Source organism: Polaromonas vacuolata (genome assembly GCF_012584515.1).
GTDB lineage: Bacteria > Pseudomonadota > Gammaproteobacteria > Burkholderiales > Burkholderiaceae_C > Polaromonas > Polaromonas vacuolata.
The window spans coordinates 2,317,728-2,334,450 of sequence record NZ_CP051461.1; the positions used below are offsets into that span (position 1 = coordinate 2,317,728).

Genomic DNA, 16,723 nt, shown 5'->3' on the forward strand with positions numbered 1-16,723 from the left:
GTAAACGATTCATACCTAAAAGCGCACGACGAAATTAGTCGTCAACACCTTGTCTACTACCAACGTTTTTCAGCAACGTTTTTCCACGCCAACTCATCATGCTCACAGCTCTCATCATTTTCATCGCCACTCTCACACTGGTGATCTGGCAACCACGTGGCCTAGGCATTGGCTGGAGTGCTTCTGCGGGGGCAGCATTGGCCTTGTTAACCGGTGTTGTTCAGCCCGGCGACATTGCAGTAGTTTGGGACATCGTCTGGAACGCAACCGGCACTTTTATTGCCATCATCATCATTAGTTTGCTGCTGGATGAAGCTGGTTTTTTTGAGTGGTCGGCTTTGCATGTTGCGCGCAGTGCTGGCGGCAATGGCAAATGGTTGTTTGCGCTCATAGTGCTGCTTGGTGCGGCTGTTTCGGCCATTTTTGCCAATGACGGCGCGGCTCTGATACTCACGCCAATTGTCATGGCTATGCTGCTGGCCTTAGGTTTAACGCAGCGCACCACACTGGCCTTTGTCATGGCGGCAGGCTTTATCGCAGATGTCGCAAGCTTGCCCTTGGTCGTGTCAAACTTAGTCAACATCGTCTCAGCGAATTATTTCAATATCAGTTTTATGCGCTACGCCTCAGTCATGGTGCCTGTCAGTGTGGTCGCTGTGCTGTCGGCTCTGGCTGTGCTGCTGCTGTTTTTCCGACGTGATATTCCGGCTACTTATGCGCTTAGTCAAATCAAAGACCCAGTGCTGGCAATCCGTGACATCAACACTTTTCGCGCCGGCTGGCTGGTGCTAGGCCTTTTGATGCTGGGCTTTTTTGTGATCGAGCCCATGGGCGTTCCTATCAGCGCAATCGCTGCGGTATGCGCAGCATTACTACTTGCTGTAGCTGCGCGCGGCAAACATATCAGTACGCGCAAAGTTATGTATGGCGCGCCATGGCAAGTGGTGGTGTTTTCACTGGGTATGTATTTGGTGGTTTATGGTCTGAGCCGTCAGGGATTGACCGCACCGATTACGCGTTTGCTAGACTTTTTGGCCAGCCATGGCGTTTGGGCCGCAACGCTAGGCACGGGTTTTTTAAGCGCCCTGCTCTCGTCCATCATGAACAATATGCCGGCGGTGCTGATCGCTGCGCTGTCGATAGATGCGAGCAGCGCCACCGGCGCAGTCCGAGAAGCCATGATTTACGCCAATGTCGTAGGCAGTGATTTAGGGCCAAAAATAACCCCCATCGGGTCACTTGCGACCTTGCTTTGGTTGCATGTGCTAGCCAAGAAAGGTTTGCAAATCGGCTGGGGTTACTATTTTTTAACGGGCTTGGTATTGACGCTTCCAGTGCTGCTGCTGACGTTAGCAGCACTGGCTTTGCGGTTAACACTGGGTGCGGGATAGACGATTAAACCCATTTCACCCAAGCTAAAAAATCAACTGCGAATAGTGTTGGCTATGCGCTCAGCCCAGAGCTTGGCCATAGCCGCGTCACGCGCCTCGACCATTACCCGCAGCAGCGGCTCGGTACCACTGGCGCGTATGAGCACACGGCCACTGCCGGCCAATGCGGTCTCTGCCGCCAGCGTTTGCTCTGCCAGCTCAGTACTGGCACGCCAGTCTTGCTCGGGTTTTAGTCTGACGTTAATCAGAGTTTGCGGAAACAGCACCACATCTTCAAGCAAATCAGCGATGCTCTGGCCGCTGCGCACGCAAGCTTGCAACACTTGCAAAGCACTGATCAAACCATCACCAGTCGTGTGTTTATCCAAAGCCAGTAAATGTCCTGAGCCTTCACCGCCCAACAGCCAGCCGCGTTTTTCCATCTCTTCGAGCACATAACGGTCACCAACATTGGCGCGTACAAATTCAACGCCTTTTTCCTGCAGCGCCAATTCCACCGCCATATTAGTCATCAATGTGCCCACCGCACCGGGAACCGCTTCACCGCGCTCAAGGCGCTCTTTAACCATGAGATAGAGAACTTCGTCGCCGTTAAACAAACGTCCACTAGCATCGACTAACTGCAAGCGATCCGCATCACCATCGAGTGCAATACCGTAATGCGCTTTATTCGCCCGTACCGCTGCGATTAAGGCTTCTGGATGGGTGGCACCGACTTCGTGGTTGATATTCATACCGGTCGGCGAGCAACCAATAGAGATGACTTCGGCACCAAGCTCGTAAAAAAGTTTGGGCGCAATGTTGTAGGCCGCCCCATGTGCGCCGTCGACCACAATCTTTAGACCTCTTAGCGACAGGTCGCTGGCAAAAGTACTTTTGCAAAATTCGATGTAGCGGCCAGCTGCGTCATCTAGCCTGCGGGTTTTTCCTAGGCTGGCGGAATCCGCCCAAACCGGCTCTTCCATCAGCGCAGCCTCGACTTCGCACTCCCATTGATCATCGAGTTTGCGGCCTTGGGCGCTAAAAAATTTGATGCCATTATCGGCAAACGGGTTGTGGCTGGCACTGATAACAACGCCCAAACTAGCCCGTTGAGCCCGCGTGAGATAGGCCACGCCAGGCGTGGGCAAGGGGCCTAACAACACGACGTCAACACCCGCTGAGTTAAAGCCAGATTCAAGCGCGCTTTCAAGCATGTAGCCGGAAATACGCGTGTCCTTTCCGATTAAAACTGTAGGTCTGGCTTGACTACGCTTAAGAACCCGGCCTACAGCATGCGCTAAGCGCAGTACAAAGTCCGGTGTGATGGGCGACTGACCCACAGTACCGCGAATGCCGTCAGTGCCGAAATATTTTCTGTCCAAGCTCATGCTGGCCTCCTGTTTTTATAACGATTGTAATTTTTTTAGCGAGCTGCCTGCCAAACTTTGAGCGCTTGAACGGTCTGCTGCACATCATGTACTCTAACAATACGTGCGCCGCGTTCAACCGCTAGCAAAGCCGCCGCAACACTGGGCAGCATGCGCTCTGCATTATCAGGCAGGCCGTTAGCTGGCTGAGTATTGCTAAGACTGGCCAATGATGATTTACGCGACCAACCCGCCAAGAGTGGGTAGCCGGCAACAAGGAGTTCGTGCTGACGCGCTAACAAGGAAAAATTTTGCGCTACGCTTTTGCCAAAACCTATACCGGGGTCGAGCGTGATGCGAGCGGAATCTACGCCAGCAGCTTTTAGCGCAACTGCGCGCTGCGTCAAAAAATCCAACACTTGAGGTAATACATCACCCAGCATGGGTTGGATCTGCATGGTTTGTGGTTCGCGGTGCATGTGCATTAAGCAAACGCCACAAGATGGATGGGCAGCGACAACAGACAACGCACCGGGCTGCCTAAGCGCCCAAATGTCGTTAATGATGTCAGCGCCTAAATCTAGCGCCACCTGCATCACTTGCGACTTGTAGCTGTCCACTGAAACCGGCACTCCCAGGGTGAGCGCATGACGCAAAACAGGCAATAGTCGGGCTAATTCTTCCTCAAGTGATACTGCAATTGCACCGGGGCGAGTCGATTCAGCACCGATATCCAAAATATCCGCACCATCAGCGACGAGTTTTTCACAGTGCGCAAAAACCGATTCGAGTCCCTGGCTTGGCGCGTAGTACTGACCGCCATCAGAAAATGAATCCGGCGTGGCATTGACTATGCCCATAACGCGCGGTGAACTTAAATCAATCTGAAAGCGAGCAGTCTGCCAAACAGCAGCCAGAGTGCTGGAGTTTTGAATCATATGGTGGCTTACGAAAACGAAAAAAAAACCCGGGACAAGCCCGGGTCGGTGTGCATCAACACACTAATAATTTAATCCAGCATCAAGCCGCAGTAGGCGTTGGCGCTGCAGGTGGCTCAGCAGCTACAGCGGGAGGGCTGCCGCCATCAGGACCACTACCGCCGCCAACTGAAGCGTTACGCGGTGTCCAGTCTTTAGGTGGACGTGGAGGCTTGCCGGCAATGATGTCGTCAAGCTGTTCACCGTCAATGGTTTCCCACTCAAGCAAAGCCTTGGCCATAGCGTGAACTTTTTCTTGGTTGTCTTCAATCAGTGTGCGCGCAACGGCGTATTGCTGATCAATGATGCGGCGAACTTCGGCGTCAACTTTTTGCAGCGTAGCTTCGCTCATGTTGTTGGTCTTGGTCACTGAGCGACCTAAGAAAACTTCACCTTCATTCTCAGCATAAACCATGGTGCCCAAAGCTTCGGTCATGCCGTAGCGAGTGACCATGTCGCGGGCCAATCCAGTGGCGCGCTCAAAGTCATTACTAGCGCCGGTTGTCATCTGATGCATGAAAACTTCTTCAGCAATTCGGCCACCGAACAGCATGCTGATTTGGCTGAGCATATAGTCTCTGTCATAGCTGTAGCGGTCTTGTGCTGGCAGACTCATGGTCACACCCAATGCGCGGCCACGTGGAATGATGGTGACTTTGTGGACTGGGTCGCACTTAGGCAACATCTTGCCGAGCAATGCGTGGCCAGACTCGTGATACGCCGTGTTGCGACGCTCTTCTTCTGGCATGACCATGCTGCGGCGCTCTGGGCCCATCAAAATTTTGTCTTTGGCTTTTTCAAAGTCTTGCATCTCAACCGTACGCGCATTGCGGCGTGCAGCCATCAAAGCAGCTTCGTTGCATAGGTTAGCTAAGTCAGCGCCTGACATACCGGGCGTGCCGCGAGCAATTACACCCGGGTTAACGTCTTGGCCCAGTGGGACTTTGCGCATGTGCACATTAAGAATTTGTTCACGGCCACGGATATCTGGCAACGTGACATAAACCTGACGGTCAAAGCGACCTGGGCGCAGCAGTGCGGCGTCCAAAATATCGGGCCTATTGGTTGCTGCAACGACGATCACGCCGGCGTTGGTTTCAAAACCGTCCATCTCAACCAACATCTGGTTCAAAGTCTGTTCGCGCTCGTCATTACCGCCACCCAAGCCGGCACCACGTTGGCGACCAACTGCATCGATTTCGTCGATGAAAATAATACACGGTGCGTTTTTCTTAGCGTTCTCAAACATGTCGCGGACACGGGATGCACCCACGCCAACAAACATCTCGACAAAGTCAGAACCAGAAATTGAGAAGAAAGGAACCTTGGCTTCGCCAGCAATACCTTTAGCCAACAGAGTCTTACCAGTGCCCGGAGGACCAACTAGCAACAAACCGCGGGGAATACGTCCGCCTAACTTTTGAAAGCGTGCAGGGTCTTTCAGGAAGTCGACAACCTCTTTGACTTCTTCTTTGGCTTCGTCGCAACCGGCAACGTCAGCAAAAGTAGTCGTGTTGGTCGCTTCATCCATCATGCGGGCTTTGGATTTACCAAAACTAAACGCACCGCCTTTGCCACCGCCTTGCATTTGGCGCATGAAGTAAATCCAAACACCAATTAGCAAAAGCATTGGGCCCCAGCTGACCAACAAGGTGGTGAGCAAAGAGCTTTCTTCACGCGGTTTGACATCGAATTTAACGTCGTTTGCAATCAAGTCACCAATCAAACCACGGTCGAGGAAAGTCGCAGTCGTGCGAATTCTTCTGTCGTCGGATGTTGTTGCCAAGATCTCAGTGCCGCCTTGACCTTCGGAGATGGTCGCGGTTTTAATGCGCTTACCGCGCACCTCGTCGAGAAATTCGGAATAGCCAAGAGCAGATGCTCCGGCTGCGGTACGCGTATCAAATTGTTTAAATACGGTGAAAAGCACCATGGCTATAACAAGCCAGACTGCAATTTTAGAAAACCACTGATTGTTCAAGGATGACTCCGATGTTAGAACTCAAAACTCGACTAATGTCACGTGAAGTGATTTTAGGCCTTTAGCGCGCCTAAACCGATTCGACCGAACTCTATAGGCACTAGACCAAGATGGGATTATGCTTAATGAATAGATCGGGACAGTTGTTGAAAATGCAAATTATTTTTTCAAACCGATACCAACCAAAAAAGTTTCCGATGATCCAGAGCGTGAAGCTTTCGGCTTCATACGCTTAACCACTTTAAAACTTTCCTTAAAAAGCTTAACCATGGGGTCATATGCTCCGCCGTGGAAAAGTTTGACGACCAATGTGCCGTCAGGCTTCATATGCTGGTTGGCAAAGTCAACTGCCAACTCTACCAAATCACTGATGCGCGCAGCGTCTGCTGACTCAATACCAGAAAGATTAGGGGCCATATCAGAAATCACGGCGTCGAGCTTGCGTGGATTGTTGCCACTTTTCAATTCTTGCTCAAGTACTGCCAAAACCTCGGCTTCACGAAAGTCGCCCTGAATAAAAACCACGCCTTCAATAGGATCCATGGGAAGCAAGTCAAGCGCCAAAATTCGGCCATTGAGTTCCCCTGTCGCCGCACCGGTTGGTGATAGCTTGCGCCTCACATACTGACTCCAAGCGCCAGGTGTGCTGCCCAAGTCAACAATCCAATTACCCGGTTTGATCAGGCCTAAGGTCTCATCAATTTCTTTGAGCTTATAGACGGCACGCGCTCTATAGCCCTCGCGCTTAGCCTGTTTAACGTAGGGATCGTTAATGTGCTCGTGCAGCCAAGCCTTGTTAACTTTGCCGCCAGTCTTAGCCGGTTTGGCCGGCTTAACCAATGCTGCCAGAGGCTTTGCAGGCTTGTTAGAGGTGTTAATAGCCAGCTTTGCGCCGCCGTGAGGGGTAGCGCTGCCAGTCTTTGTGTTTGCTTTCATGGGGCAGATTGTCGTCTATTGGCACAAATACACTTTTAGTCCGCGCTATTAACCGATAATTGACGAATGGCTCAAATAATACTTACCCCCGCCCAGCGCAAAGACCACCGCTCTGAGGCACATCATCTCAATGCGGTTGTGATGATAGGCTCCGACGGCTTAACCGACGCTGTCAAAAAAGAAACCGACGCGGCGCTCAATGCGCACGGCCTGATTAAGGTACGGGTTCAATCCGACGAACGCTCAAGTCGCGAACAAATTTTTCAAATACTGAGCAATGAACTCAACGCAGCGCCGATTCAGCACATCGGCAAACTGTTGGTGCTGTGGCGCCCGATTCCTGAGAAAGAAAAGAAAATTGACGAAGACCGCATGCCGGGTCCGCGCGACATCAAAGTGCTGAAAAACAGCTCACGTTACGGTCAGCGCCCAGAAGTGCGAACCCTGCGCGTGCTGGGTAATCAGCGCTTAACACCAGGCGGCACTATCAAACGCGCGAAAAAGCCCCAATTACGCAGTGCCAAGAAAAGATCGCAAGACTGACCTTTAAAACCCGGCTTGCTGCCCACAGCTATTGAGGATGACAAATCCTCTTCTAGACTTTTCCGACCTCCCGCTGTTTGACAAAATCACACCTGATGGTGTGGCTCCAGCGATGGATCAATTACTGCAAAAATCCGAGGCTGCACTTGAAGTGGTTACAGCCGCGGATTTCCCCGCCAATTGGACGGCGATTTCTGCAGAACTAGATGTAGCGACCGAAGAACTCGGTCGCGCTTGGGGCGCAGTCAACCACCTCAATAGCGTCGTAGACACGCCTGAGCTTCGCGCCGCATACAACGCAGTGCTGCCAAAGGTGACGCAATTTCTAACCCGCATGAGCGCCGACGAGCGCTTATTTGCAAAATACAAAGCCATCAACACCGCCGAGTTAAACCCGGAACAAACCCAAGCGCACAAAAATGCGATGCGCAATTTTGTTCTCTCAGGTGCAGACCTCATCGGTCAAGACAAAGAACGCTTTGCACAAATTCAAGAACGCCAAGCCGAGCTAAGCCAAAAGTTTAGTGAAAATGCACTCGACGCCACCAACGCATATGCTTACTACGCAAGCCTAGAAGAGCTCGCTGGCGTGCCAGCCGACGTGATCGAAACCGCGCGCGAACAAGCTAAAGCAGAAGGCAAGGACGGCTACAAGCTCACTTTAATGATGCCTAGCTACTTGCCGGTGATGCAGTTTGCCGACAGCAGCGATTTGCGCGAAACCATTTCCCGCGCCTACAGCACCCGCGCAAGTGACCAAGCAGCGCAAGCTTTTATCCAATTCGATAACAGCGCCATCATCCAAGAAATCCTCGCACTGCGCTTAGAAGAAGCCAAGTTGCTGGGTTACAAAAACTACGGCGAAGTCTCAGTCGCCGCCAAAATGGCCAAGTCGCCAGAAGAAGTGATCACTTTTTTACGCGACCTCGCCTCACGCGCCAAGCCGTATGCCGAAAAAGACGTTGCCGACCTGCGCGCCTTCGCAGCCAGTCATTTAAAACTGACGGAACCAAAAACTTGGGACTACGCCTACATTAGCGAAAAACTCAAGGAAGAGCGCTACGCTTTTAGCGAGCAAGAAGTCAAACAATACTTCACCGCACCTAAAGTGCTGGCGGGTTTATTCAAAATTGTGGAGACCTTGTTCGAAGTCTCCATCCGCAAAGATCAAGCGCCGGTGTGGAAAGCCGGTGTCGAGTTCTACCGCATAGAGCGCGCCGGCCAATTAGTCGGTCAGTTCTATCTCGACAAACCTGCACGCACTGGTAAACGCGGCGGCGCCTGGATGGATGACGTACGCGCCCGTTGGTTGCGCCCAGACAACGGCAAACTGCAAACACCGGTGGCCCATTTGGTCTGCAATTTTGCCGATGGCGTAGGCGGCAACCCAGCGCTTTTGACGCATGACGACGTGACCACCTTGTTTCACGAATTCGGCCACGGCTTGCACCACATGCTGACGCAAATTAACGAGCGCGATGTCTCTGGCATTAGCGGCGTCGAATGGGATGCGGTTGAATTGCCAAGTCAATTTATGGAAAACTTCTGCTGGGAATGGGATGTGCTAAAGCACATGACAGCCCATGTCGAGACCGGTGCAGCCCTGCCGCGGCCACTGTTTGACAAGATGCTGGCAGCCAAAAATTTCCAAAGCGGCATGCAAACGCTGCGCCAAGTCGAGTTCTCGCTGTTTGACATGCTGCTGCACACTTCGCATCAGCCATCTGATGACGTGATGCTGCTGTTAAATGAAGTTCGCCAAGAAGTCGCCGTGATTCAAGCGCCGGCCTATAGCCGAACTGCTCACACCTTTAGCCATATTTTTTCTGGTGGTTATGCCGCCGGTTATTACAGCTACAAATGGGCCGAGGTGTTATCAGCCGACGCCTATGCCGCTTTCGAAGAAAGTGCCGGTGCGGGTCAAAGCACAGTCAGTGTTGAAACAGGTAAGAAATACCGTACCGCTATTTTGGAAGCCGGCGGTAGTCGCCCGGCCATGGAGTCGTTCAAAGCCTTCCGTGGCCGCGAGCCGACAATTGACGCCTTGCTGCGCCACCAAGGCATGGCAAGCTAATCCGAAAAATCTAAGCGCTAAGGCTGGAAGTTAACGCCGAAAATTAACCTGTAAAAACGTAAAATGCTCTACTATTCTGAAAAATAAAATTCGGAGCTTGTATGCGTTCACAGCTAAAAAAACTTCTAGTCCTTAGCCTTAGCCTAGCAACTTTTGCCGCAGTTAATAGCTCGGCACGAGCGCAACAAATATTTCGTATTGTCGGTGCAGACGGAAAAGTCACTTTTTCTGACCAAGCGCCTTCAAGCCAAAGCAATGCCACAGTCCAAGCTGTGACGGCAGAAAATTCGGCTGGTCAAGACAGCAATACAGCTATCAATATGCTGCCGTATGCGCTCAAGCAAGTAGCGATCAAATACCCCGTCACTTTCTACACCAGTAATCAATGCAGCGCCTGTGCTGCTGCACGCGCTATGCTGGTCGGGCGCGGTATTCCCTTTACCGAAAAAACTATTTCAACAACCGAAGATATTCAAGCCCTAGAGCGCTTGAGTGGAGACAACAGCCTGCCTTTTGCTACTCTGGGAGGGCAACAACTCAAGGGCTACGCCGAAGTCGAATGGACGCAGTTTCTAAACGCAGCAGGTTATCCCGCAGTCTCGCAATTGCCCGCTAGTTATCGCCAAATACCAGCCACGCCGCTGGTAAAAATTACCAGTGTTAGTGTCGCGCCAAAATCAGCCGCATCAAGTCCAGCTAGGCGCATAACACCCGTAACACCGGCGACGAACAATCCCAGCGGCATCCGATTTTAAATTTTAAAAATTCAGAGTTTTAACGCCATCGGCTGTGCCGAGCAGGCAGATCGAAGCTTTCTGAAATGCAAATACACCCACTGTCACCACGCCAGGCCACTGATTAACCTGCGACTCAAAAGCCAGCGGATCTGCAATGCTCAAGCCCGACACATCGAGAATGTGTTGACCGTTATCCGTCACCAGCGGCAAACCATTTTTTAAGCGCAACACTGCTGAGCCGCCTAAAGCTTCGAACTGACGCGTAATGCGTCTTGCCGCCATTGGCACAACCTCAACCGGCACAGGAAAATGCCCCAACATTTGAACCAGCTTTGAATCATCCGCAATACAAATAAATTGCAGCGACTGAGCGGCCACGATTTTTTCGCGTGTGAGCGCAGCACCACCGCCTTTAATCATGTTGCCAGCGTTGTCAATTTCATCCGCACCGTCTACGTAAACGGCTAACTCATCAACCTCGCCAGCTTCAAACACCTTGATGCCTAGGGCTTGCAAACGTTCGGTCGAAGCGACTGAGCTCGATACTGCGCCAGCAATTTTGTCTTTAATGGTGGCTAAGGCATCGATAAATTTATTCACGGTAGACCCCGTGCCAACACCGACTATGCTGCCGGCCTGAATATATTGAAGGGCGGCCTGACCGACCAGCGTTTTAAGTTCGTCTTGAGTCATGAGGATTAATTTTTTCGGTTAAAAATAATGGATTAAAAAAGACAAGAGGGCCGTCAAGCTCAGGGTTTTGCGACAATGCATAACCGCCCAACACAAGTCAAATTATCCAATGTCCCTGATACCTTACGCCCTGACCCGTCCTTTTTTATTTAGTCTTGACCCCGAGACAGCCCACGAACTCACCATGACCGGCTTAGCGCGCAGTCAGGGCACGCCGCTGGCCTTGGCGTATTGCGCCAGCCGGGTCGATGATCCGGTTGAAATTGCAGGCCTAAAGTTTCCCAATCGTTTAGGGCTGGCCGCTGGACTGGACAAAAATGCGCGCTGTATTGACGGCTTAGCCGCTATGGGGTTTGGCTTTATCGAGGTCGGCACTGTCACTCCCCTAGCCCAGTCAGGCAACCCCAAACCCCGCATGTTTAGACTGCCTGAAGCAGGCGCCATGATTAATCGTTTGGGCTTTAATAATGAAGGCCTGCAAGCTTTTCTGGCGAATGTCCAAAAATCCAACGTACGCAAAGATATATTAAAAAATCCACTGATATTGGGTTTAAACATCGGCAAGAACGCCGCCACTGCAATTGAAAATGCGGCTGATGACTACCTGATTTGCCTTGACGGCGTCTACCCGCATGCTGACTACGTGACGGTGAATATCTCCAGCCCCAACACCAAAAATTTACGCGCCTTGCAAAGTGATGAAGCACTAGACGCTCTACTCGGAAAAATCGCTGAACGCCGCGAAATACTGACCACACAGCATGGCAAACGCGTGCCGATATTCGTAAAAATTGCGCCCGATCTAGACCATGATCAGGTGCAAACCATAGCCGCAACGCTTAAACGCCATAGTATGGATGGTGTGGTCGCCACCAACACCACACTCAGCCGCGAGGCCGTACAAGGCATGGCGCACGCCCAAGAAACCGGTGGTTTAAGTGGTGCGCCTTTGCTCGAATCTAGCAATGAAGTCATTCGGCAGCTGCGCTCAGCACTGGGGAAAGCTTTTCCAATTATTGGCGTGGGCGGGGTGATGAGCGGCGCAGACGCACTTTCAAAAATTAAAGCCGGTGCAGATTTAGTGCAAATTTATACCGGGCTAATTTACAAAGGACCAGGCCTGGTTTTTGAGGCAGCCAAGCGTATCAAAAAAGGAATTTGAAATCTTCAGGCATTTGCCACCGCATTGGTTTTTACACTGTAGAAAAACCCTTAAGCGAAAAATTAGTCTTTTTGAACAGCAATATTGACTGGTTTTTGGATTAAACGCAGGCTAAGTTAGCCGCGTTTTGAAACTTCACTTGCTCGCTGACTTCAAGCTGAACTTTTTGAATCAACTCTCCATCTTCTATCCAAAGCAACTGCCCGGCCTCTAGTTGCTGCCAGCACTCATTGCGTGTCAAAGGCTGGGTAGCAATGATGCACAGCTTGTCGTTAGCTACATTGGTCAGGGCAAAATCCATGCTTAGTTCCGAGTCAACAAGTTGTGCGTTTGAAAAAGGCCATTGGCGCTGCAAATACCAAAGCCGTGTTGAGCAATGCGCAAACATGGTCTGTCCGTTAGACAGCAGAAAATTAAACACGCCATGGCAAGCGATTTTTTGGGTGACTTGGCACAAGGTTTCAAACGTCTGCTCAGGAGTGCACGGCTCACGTTGGCTGCTAGCGCGCAGGGTTTGCAGGATTTCGCAAAAAGCCCGTTCACTGTCAGTTGCGCCTACGGGAAGACAAACTCCATCAAGCGCTGGTGCATAGTTTTTTAAGTCTCCATTGTGCGCAAACAACCAATGTCGACCCCAAAGCTCACGCGTGAAAGGATGACAGTTTTCAAGTCTCTGTGAGCTGCCTTGAGTCGCCTTGCGTATGTGCGCAATCACGTTACGTGACTTGATCGGGTAGTGTTTGAGAAGTTCGGCCACTGGAGAAGTCGATGCCGGCTGGGTATCCATAAAAAGCCGGCAGGCCTTGTCTTCAAAAAATCCGACGCCGAAGCCATCTCCATGGTGGTCAGTCAGGCCGCCTCGGGCAGCAAAACCAGTGAGAGAAAACCGCACATCGGCGGGAATGGCAGAATTCATACCAAGCAATTGACACATAAAGTGATTCTATGTTTTATTGCTAGTCGCTAATTCAATACGCTGCGGTCTTTACATGTCGCGGATTCAAGTCTGAAGTGCAACTTTGAAATTAACCGTACGGGTGGGTGAGATGTGAGAGCATCCAAGCTTCCCGACTACCAAGTCAAAGTTGCCCAGAATGATTTACACACACCTCACCCGTGACGAACGTTACCAGATTGCAATCCTCGTCAAAGCAAACTTCAATCAAAGTGAAATTGCAAAAATGATGGACCGTGATAAATCGAGCATCAGCCGTGAGTTGCGTCGTAACCGCGGTCTACGAGGCTATCGCCCTAAGCAGGCAAATGACAAAGCCCAAGAACGTAGACTTGCCTGCGCCAATAGTCCTAGAGTTGCTGACTCGACATGGGCTGTAGTGGAGGAAAAGTTGGCTGAGGCTTGGAGCCCCGAGCAAATCAGCGGCCACCTCGAAGCTAGCCACCAACCCGGTGTTAGCTATGAGAGCATTTACCAGTACATCTACGCTGACAAACGCGCGGGCGGCACCTTGCATAAAACACTGCGTTGCCAGAAGACGCGAAAAAAACGCAGCAGTGGCCGTGAACGGCGCGGCACCATCTCTCGCCAGGTCTCAATAGAACTGCGACCCGACATCGTGCTTGAGCGTGCGCGCTTTGGCGACTGGGAGGCTGATCTGGTGATTGGTGCCGGGCAGAAGCAAGCACTAGTGACGATTAATGAGCGTGTCTCTCGCTATTCAATAATTTTCCACGTGCCATTCAAAACAGCGCAAGCCGTAGGGGACGCGTTAATCACTTTACTCAAACCGTTCGCTCATTGCGTGCACACTCTCACGACTGATAACGGCAAGGAATTTTCTCAGCATGAACGAATAGCTTCTGCGCTGAGTGCAGATTTCTTTTTCGCCCATCCATACGCCTCGTGGGAGCGTGGGGCGAACGAGAATATGAACGGTTTGATTCGCCAGTTTTTCCCAAAGGGGATGCGCTTTAATTGCATCACCGACGATGACATTGCTTTAGCGATGCACAGGCTCAATCATCGTCCTAGAAAATGTTTAGGGTATCGAACGCCGCATCAGGTTTTTATGGAACAGTTAGAGTCCTATCAGCATACGGTTGCACTTCAAGCTTGAATCCGCCAACCATAAACAGTAGCGCCACAGCACCCAAACCAAAAGCTATCGGCAGACCAGTTGCCAACACCAAAAGGGTGACTGCAAAGACCAAAATACCAATCCAGAGCGGGCTCATAAGTTCACTCCCGGCGCCATTCCATACGGCTCTTCGTAGCGCGTACAAACTAGCCAAATCTCAGCTAAGTATTGCAAACACAATATAAAAAGGCCTACGGGAACGGCAAGGTAAGGAATCCATAACTTGGCGCGCCAAATAGTGGAAGTCGTTTGCCCCGTTACCCACGTGTCATGCCACCAAGGAATTGAGGCATACAGAAAAAAACCACAAAAACCTAAAGCAATAAAACTACCCAAAAGATAAAGTGACAGTCTGGCCCGACCGGCAACCATCATGGGGACAATGTCCACACCGACATGGCCTCGGGTCAGCAAGATAAAGGGTGAACCTAAAAAAGTAGCACCCAAAATACAAAAAGTAGTGAATTCAGTCTGCCAAATAGATGATTGCCCCAACACAGCCCGGGTAAAAACCATTTGACAAACTACAGCAACCGCTAGCAGCAGCATGCACGCAGAGAGCACGCCGAAAAAGCGTGAAGTTCCATGAACAGCAGCCACCCAAGCTGGTAATGGCCGCAGATTAATAGTCTTACTTAACACTGAGCGCCTTCTCGATCAACTCTTTGCCACCAGGAACTTTGTCTGCAAAAAGTTTGTAGGAAGTTTTTTGCGCAACAGCGCGCCAGGCATCTGCTTGCTCGTTGGTCAATGTAATGACCTCAACATTATTCTTTTTAAAAGTACTGACCATTTCGTCAGGCGGATTCAAGCTTGAAGTGCAACCGTATGCTGATAGGACTCTAACTGTTCCATAAAAACCTGATGCGGCGTTCGATACCCTAAACATTTTCTAGGACGATGATTGAGCCTGTGCATCGCTAAAGCAATGTCATCGTCGGTGATGCAATTAAAGCGCATCCCCTTTGGGAAAAACTGGCGAATCAAACCGTTCATATTCTCGTTCGCCCCACGCTCCCACGAGGCGTATGGATGGGCGAAAAAGAAATCTGCACTCAGCGCAGAAGCTATTCGTTCATGCTGGGCAAATTCCTTGCCGTTATCAGTCGTGAGAGTGTGCACGCAATGAGCGAACGGTTTGAGTAAAGTGATTAACGCGTCCCCTACGGCTTGCGCTGTTTTGAATGGCACGTGGAAAATTATTGAATAGCGAGAGACACGCTCATTAATCGTCACTAGTGCTTGCTTCTGCCCGGCACCAATCACCAGATCAGCCTCCCAGTCGCCAAAGCGCGCACGCTCAAGCACGATGTCGGGTCGCAGTTCTATTGAGACCTGGTGAGAGATGGTGCCGCGCCGTTCACGGCCACTGCTGCGTTTTTTTCGCGTCTTCTGGCAACGCAGTGTTTTATGCAAGGTGCCGCCCGCGCGTTTGTCAGCGTAGATGTACTGGTAAATGCTCTCATAGCTAACACCGGGTTGGTGGCTAGCTTCGAGGTGGCCGCTGATTTGCTCGGGGCTCCAAGCCTCAGCCAACTTTTCCTCCACTACAGCCCATGTCGAGTCAGCAACTCTAGGACTATTGGCGCAGGCAAGTCTACGTTCTTGGGCTTTGTCATTTGCCTGCTTAGGGCGATAGCCTCGTAGACCGCGGTTACGACGCAACTCACGGCTGATGCTCGATTTATCACGGTCCATCATTTTTGCAATTTCACTTTGATTGAAGTTTGCTTTGGCGAGGATTGCAATCTGGTAACGTTCGTCACGGGTGAGGTGTGTGTAAATCATTCTGGGCAACTTTGACTTGGTAGTCGGGAAGCTTGGATGCTCTCACATCTCACCCACCCGTACGGTTAATTTCAAAGTTGCACTTCAGACTTGAATCCGCGTCATCTAACTTTTGGGATTCAGTATTGAAATAAATTTCAGCTTTTTTAGACGCTTTCATCAAGGCCGCCTTTTGCACATCGTTAAGTTTGTTCCAGCTGCGCATAGAAATAAGAACGGGCTCATACATAAACCACAGCGCGTTCTCGCCTGGCGCAGTGATGCACTTCATTTGTTCATACATTCGGAAAGACACAAAACTGCTGGTAGAGGTATCTGTACCTTGAGCTACGCCTTGTTGCATGGCGCTATAAACCTCGCTCGACGGAATCGCCACAATCGAAGCACCGGCGCCAGCCCACATTTGCGCAAAGGTTGCACCGGCCGAGCGCATCTTCATACCAACGACATCTTCTGGTGCACGAATACATTTATCCTTACCGCCAAAAGCGCCAGCCAACCATGAATCGGCCAGAACTTTTGCACCACCTTTTTCAATAATGGCTTTGATGTCTTGCATGAAAGGCGAACTATTCATACGTTGGGCATGGGCGTGACTTTTTACCAAACCAGGCATCAAAGTAGCGCCAAATTGAGGGTGAAAGCCAGATGCATAGTCCAATGGCAGCGACGTCATATCGATTTGCCCGGTCTGCATCGCCTTCCACTGCTCCTGTGCTTTGACAAGGCTAGAGCCGGGGAAAACTTTAATCGTCAAATCAACTTTGGCTGCTGCCACGTCGCGGGCAATCATTTGCACCATTTCATCTCTTACGTCGCCCTTGCCACCGGGAAATTGATGTGAAGCCTTTAGCGTGATGCTGTCAGCCAATGCAGCGGTCAGCGGTAGAGCTGCAAAAAGTAGACCGGTCAGGGCCTTGGTGAGGATATTTTTTTTCATACTGATGTCTCCTGTTTATTGTTTGAACTTAGATGTTAGACGAAGGCAGTCACTTA

General features: G+C 51.0%; 17 protein-coding genes. 6 read left to right on the forward strand and 11 right to left on the reverse strand.

From position 1 onward, the window contains the following. Positions 1-98 precede the first annotated feature (98 nt). On the forward strand, positions 99-1,391 hold the full coding sequence (locus tag HC248_RS10545) for an arsenic transporter (RefSeq protein WP_168922435.1): 1,293 nt from the start codon (positions 99-101) through the stop codon (positions 1,389-1,391). A gap of 32 nt (positions 1,392-1,423) precedes the next feature. On the opposite strand, the gene glmM is transcribed toward HC248_RS10545, so the two are convergent. The 4 genes from glmM to HC248_RS10565 all read right to left on the reverse strand — a co-directional run bounded on the left by glmM (position 1,424) and on the right by HC248_RS10565 (position 6,634). Next, positions 1,424-2,755 carry a phosphoglucosamine mutase gene (glmM, locus tag HC248_RS10550; RefSeq protein ID WP_168923790.1) on the reverse strand — a complete coding sequence of 444 codons (1,332 nt, stop codon included), beginning with the start codon at positions 2,753-2,755 and terminating at the stop codon, positions 1,424-1,426. Positions 2,756-2,796: 41 nt separating this feature from the next. Then, positions 2,797-3,678, reverse strand: a complete 882-nt coding sequence (folP, locus tag HC248_RS10555; RefSeq protein WP_168922436.1) for a dihydropteroate synthase — start codon at positions 3,676-3,678, stop codon at positions 2,797-2,799. Positions 3,679-3,760: 82 nt separating this feature from the next. Then, complete coding sequence (gene ftsH / locus HC248_RS10560) at positions 3,761-5,698, reverse strand: ATP-dependent zinc metalloprotease FtsH (protein ID WP_168922437.1); 1,938 nt, start codon at positions 5,696-5,698, stop codon at positions 3,761-3,763. 159 nt (positions 5,699-5,857) lie between these two features. After that, entirely contained in the window at positions 5,858-6,634 is a 777-nt protein-coding gene (locus HC248_RS10565) for an RlmE family RNA methyltransferase (protein WP_168922438.1), read from the reverse strand. 66 nt (positions 6,635-6,700) lie between these two features. Here HC248_RS10565 and HC248_RS10570 point away from each other — a divergent pair, with 66 nt between their 5' ends. The 3 genes from HC248_RS10570 to HC248_RS10580 all read left to right on the forward strand — a co-directional run bounded on the left by HC248_RS10570 (position 6,701) and on the right by HC248_RS10580 (position 10,006). Then, the gene (locus tag HC248_RS10570; protein WP_168922439.1) at positions 6,701-7,177 is read left to right on the forward strand and encodes a YhbY family RNA-binding protein; all 477 of its coding nucleotides are present in this window, start codon (positions 6,701-6,703) and stop codon (positions 7,175-7,177) included. Positions 7,178-7,214: 37 nt separating this feature from the next. Beyond that, positions 7,215-9,251: a M3 family metallopeptidase gene (locus HC248_RS10575; RefSeq protein WP_168922440.1), complete on the forward strand. Its 2,037-nt coding sequence runs from the start codon at positions 7,215-7,217 to the stop codon at positions 9,249-9,251. Between the two features lie 101 nt (positions 9,252-9,352). Next, positions 9,353-10,006 (forward strand): glutaredoxin family protein, encoded by a 654-nt coding sequence (locus tag HC248_RS10580; protein WP_168922441.1) that lies wholly within the window; start codon positions 9,353-9,355, stop codon positions 10,004-10,006. A 3-nt stretch (positions 10,007-10,009) separates the two neighbouring features. Here the strand turns inward: HC248_RS10580 and rpiA are convergent, their stop codons facing one another. Further along, positions 10,010-10,681 carry a ribose-5-phosphate isomerase RpiA gene (gene rpiA, locus HC248_RS10585; RefSeq protein ID WP_168922442.1) on the reverse strand — a complete coding sequence of 224 codons (672 nt, stop codon included), beginning with the start codon at positions 10,679-10,681 and terminating at the stop codon, positions 10,010-10,012. A 109-nt stretch (positions 10,682-10,790) separates the two neighbouring features. Here rpiA and HC248_RS10590 point away from each other — a divergent pair, with 109 nt between their 5' ends. Then, on the forward strand, positions 10,791-11,843 hold the full coding sequence (locus tag HC248_RS10590; RefSeq protein ID WP_168922443.1) for a quinone-dependent dihydroorotate dehydrogenase: 1,053 nt from the start codon (positions 10,791-10,793) through the stop codon (positions 11,841-11,843). A gap of 100 nt (positions 11,844-11,943) precedes the next feature. On the opposite strand, the gene HC248_RS10595 is transcribed toward HC248_RS10590, so the two are convergent. Beyond that, on the reverse strand, positions 11,944-12,777 hold the full coding sequence (locus HC248_RS10595; RefSeq protein ID WP_168922444.1) for a class II glutamine amidotransferase: 834 nt from the start codon (positions 12,775-12,777) through the stop codon (positions 11,944-11,946). Between the two features lie 160 nt (positions 12,778-12,937). Between HC248_RS10595 and HC248_RS10600 the strand changes: the two genes are divergently transcribed. Further along, positions 12,938-13,918, forward strand: coding sequence for an IS30 family transposase (locus HC248_RS10600; RefSeq protein WP_168922445.1), 981 nt, complete (start codon positions 12,938-12,940; stop codon positions 13,916-13,918). On the opposite strand, the gene HC248_RS10605 is transcribed toward HC248_RS10600, so the two are convergent. From HC248_RS10605 to dctP, 5 genes are read right to left on the reverse strand one after another with little or no spacing between them, the layout of a single operon-like run. Further along, a complete protein-coding gene (locus HC248_RS10605; protein ID WP_168922446.1) occupies positions 13,869-14,036 on the reverse strand; it encodes a hypothetical protein in 168 nt (55 codons plus the stop codon). The two genes, HC248_RS10600 and HC248_RS10605, sit on opposite strands and share 50 nt — an antisense overlap. Next, entirely contained in the window at positions 14,033-14,581 is a 549-nt protein-coding gene (locus HC248_RS10610; protein ID WP_202882370.1) for a TRAP transporter small permease, read from the reverse strand. The genes HC248_RS10605 and HC248_RS10610 overlap by 4 nt, the downstream gene beginning before the upstream one ends. Further along, on the reverse strand, positions 14,571-14,750 hold the full coding sequence (locus HC248_RS10615) for a hypothetical protein (protein ID WP_168922447.1): 180 nt from the start codon (positions 14,748-14,750) through the stop codon (positions 14,571-14,573). Before HC248_RS10615 ends, HC248_RS10610 begins: the two co-directional genes overlap by 11 nt. Beyond that, positions 14,747-15,727 carry an IS30 family transposase gene (locus tag HC248_RS10620; RefSeq protein ID WP_168922448.1) on the reverse strand — a complete coding sequence of 327 codons (981 nt, stop codon included), beginning with the start codon at positions 15,725-15,727 and terminating at the stop codon, positions 14,747-14,749. Before HC248_RS10620 ends, HC248_RS10615 begins: the two co-directional genes overlap by 4 nt. A 49-nt stretch (positions 15,728-15,776) precedes the next feature. Continuing rightward, positions 15,777-16,667 (reverse strand): TRAP transporter substrate-binding protein DctP, encoded by an 891-nt coding sequence (gene dctP / locus HC248_RS10625; protein ID WP_168922449.1) that lies wholly within the window; start codon positions 16,665-16,667, stop codon positions 15,777-15,779. Positions 16,668-16,723: the final 56 nt, after the last annotated feature.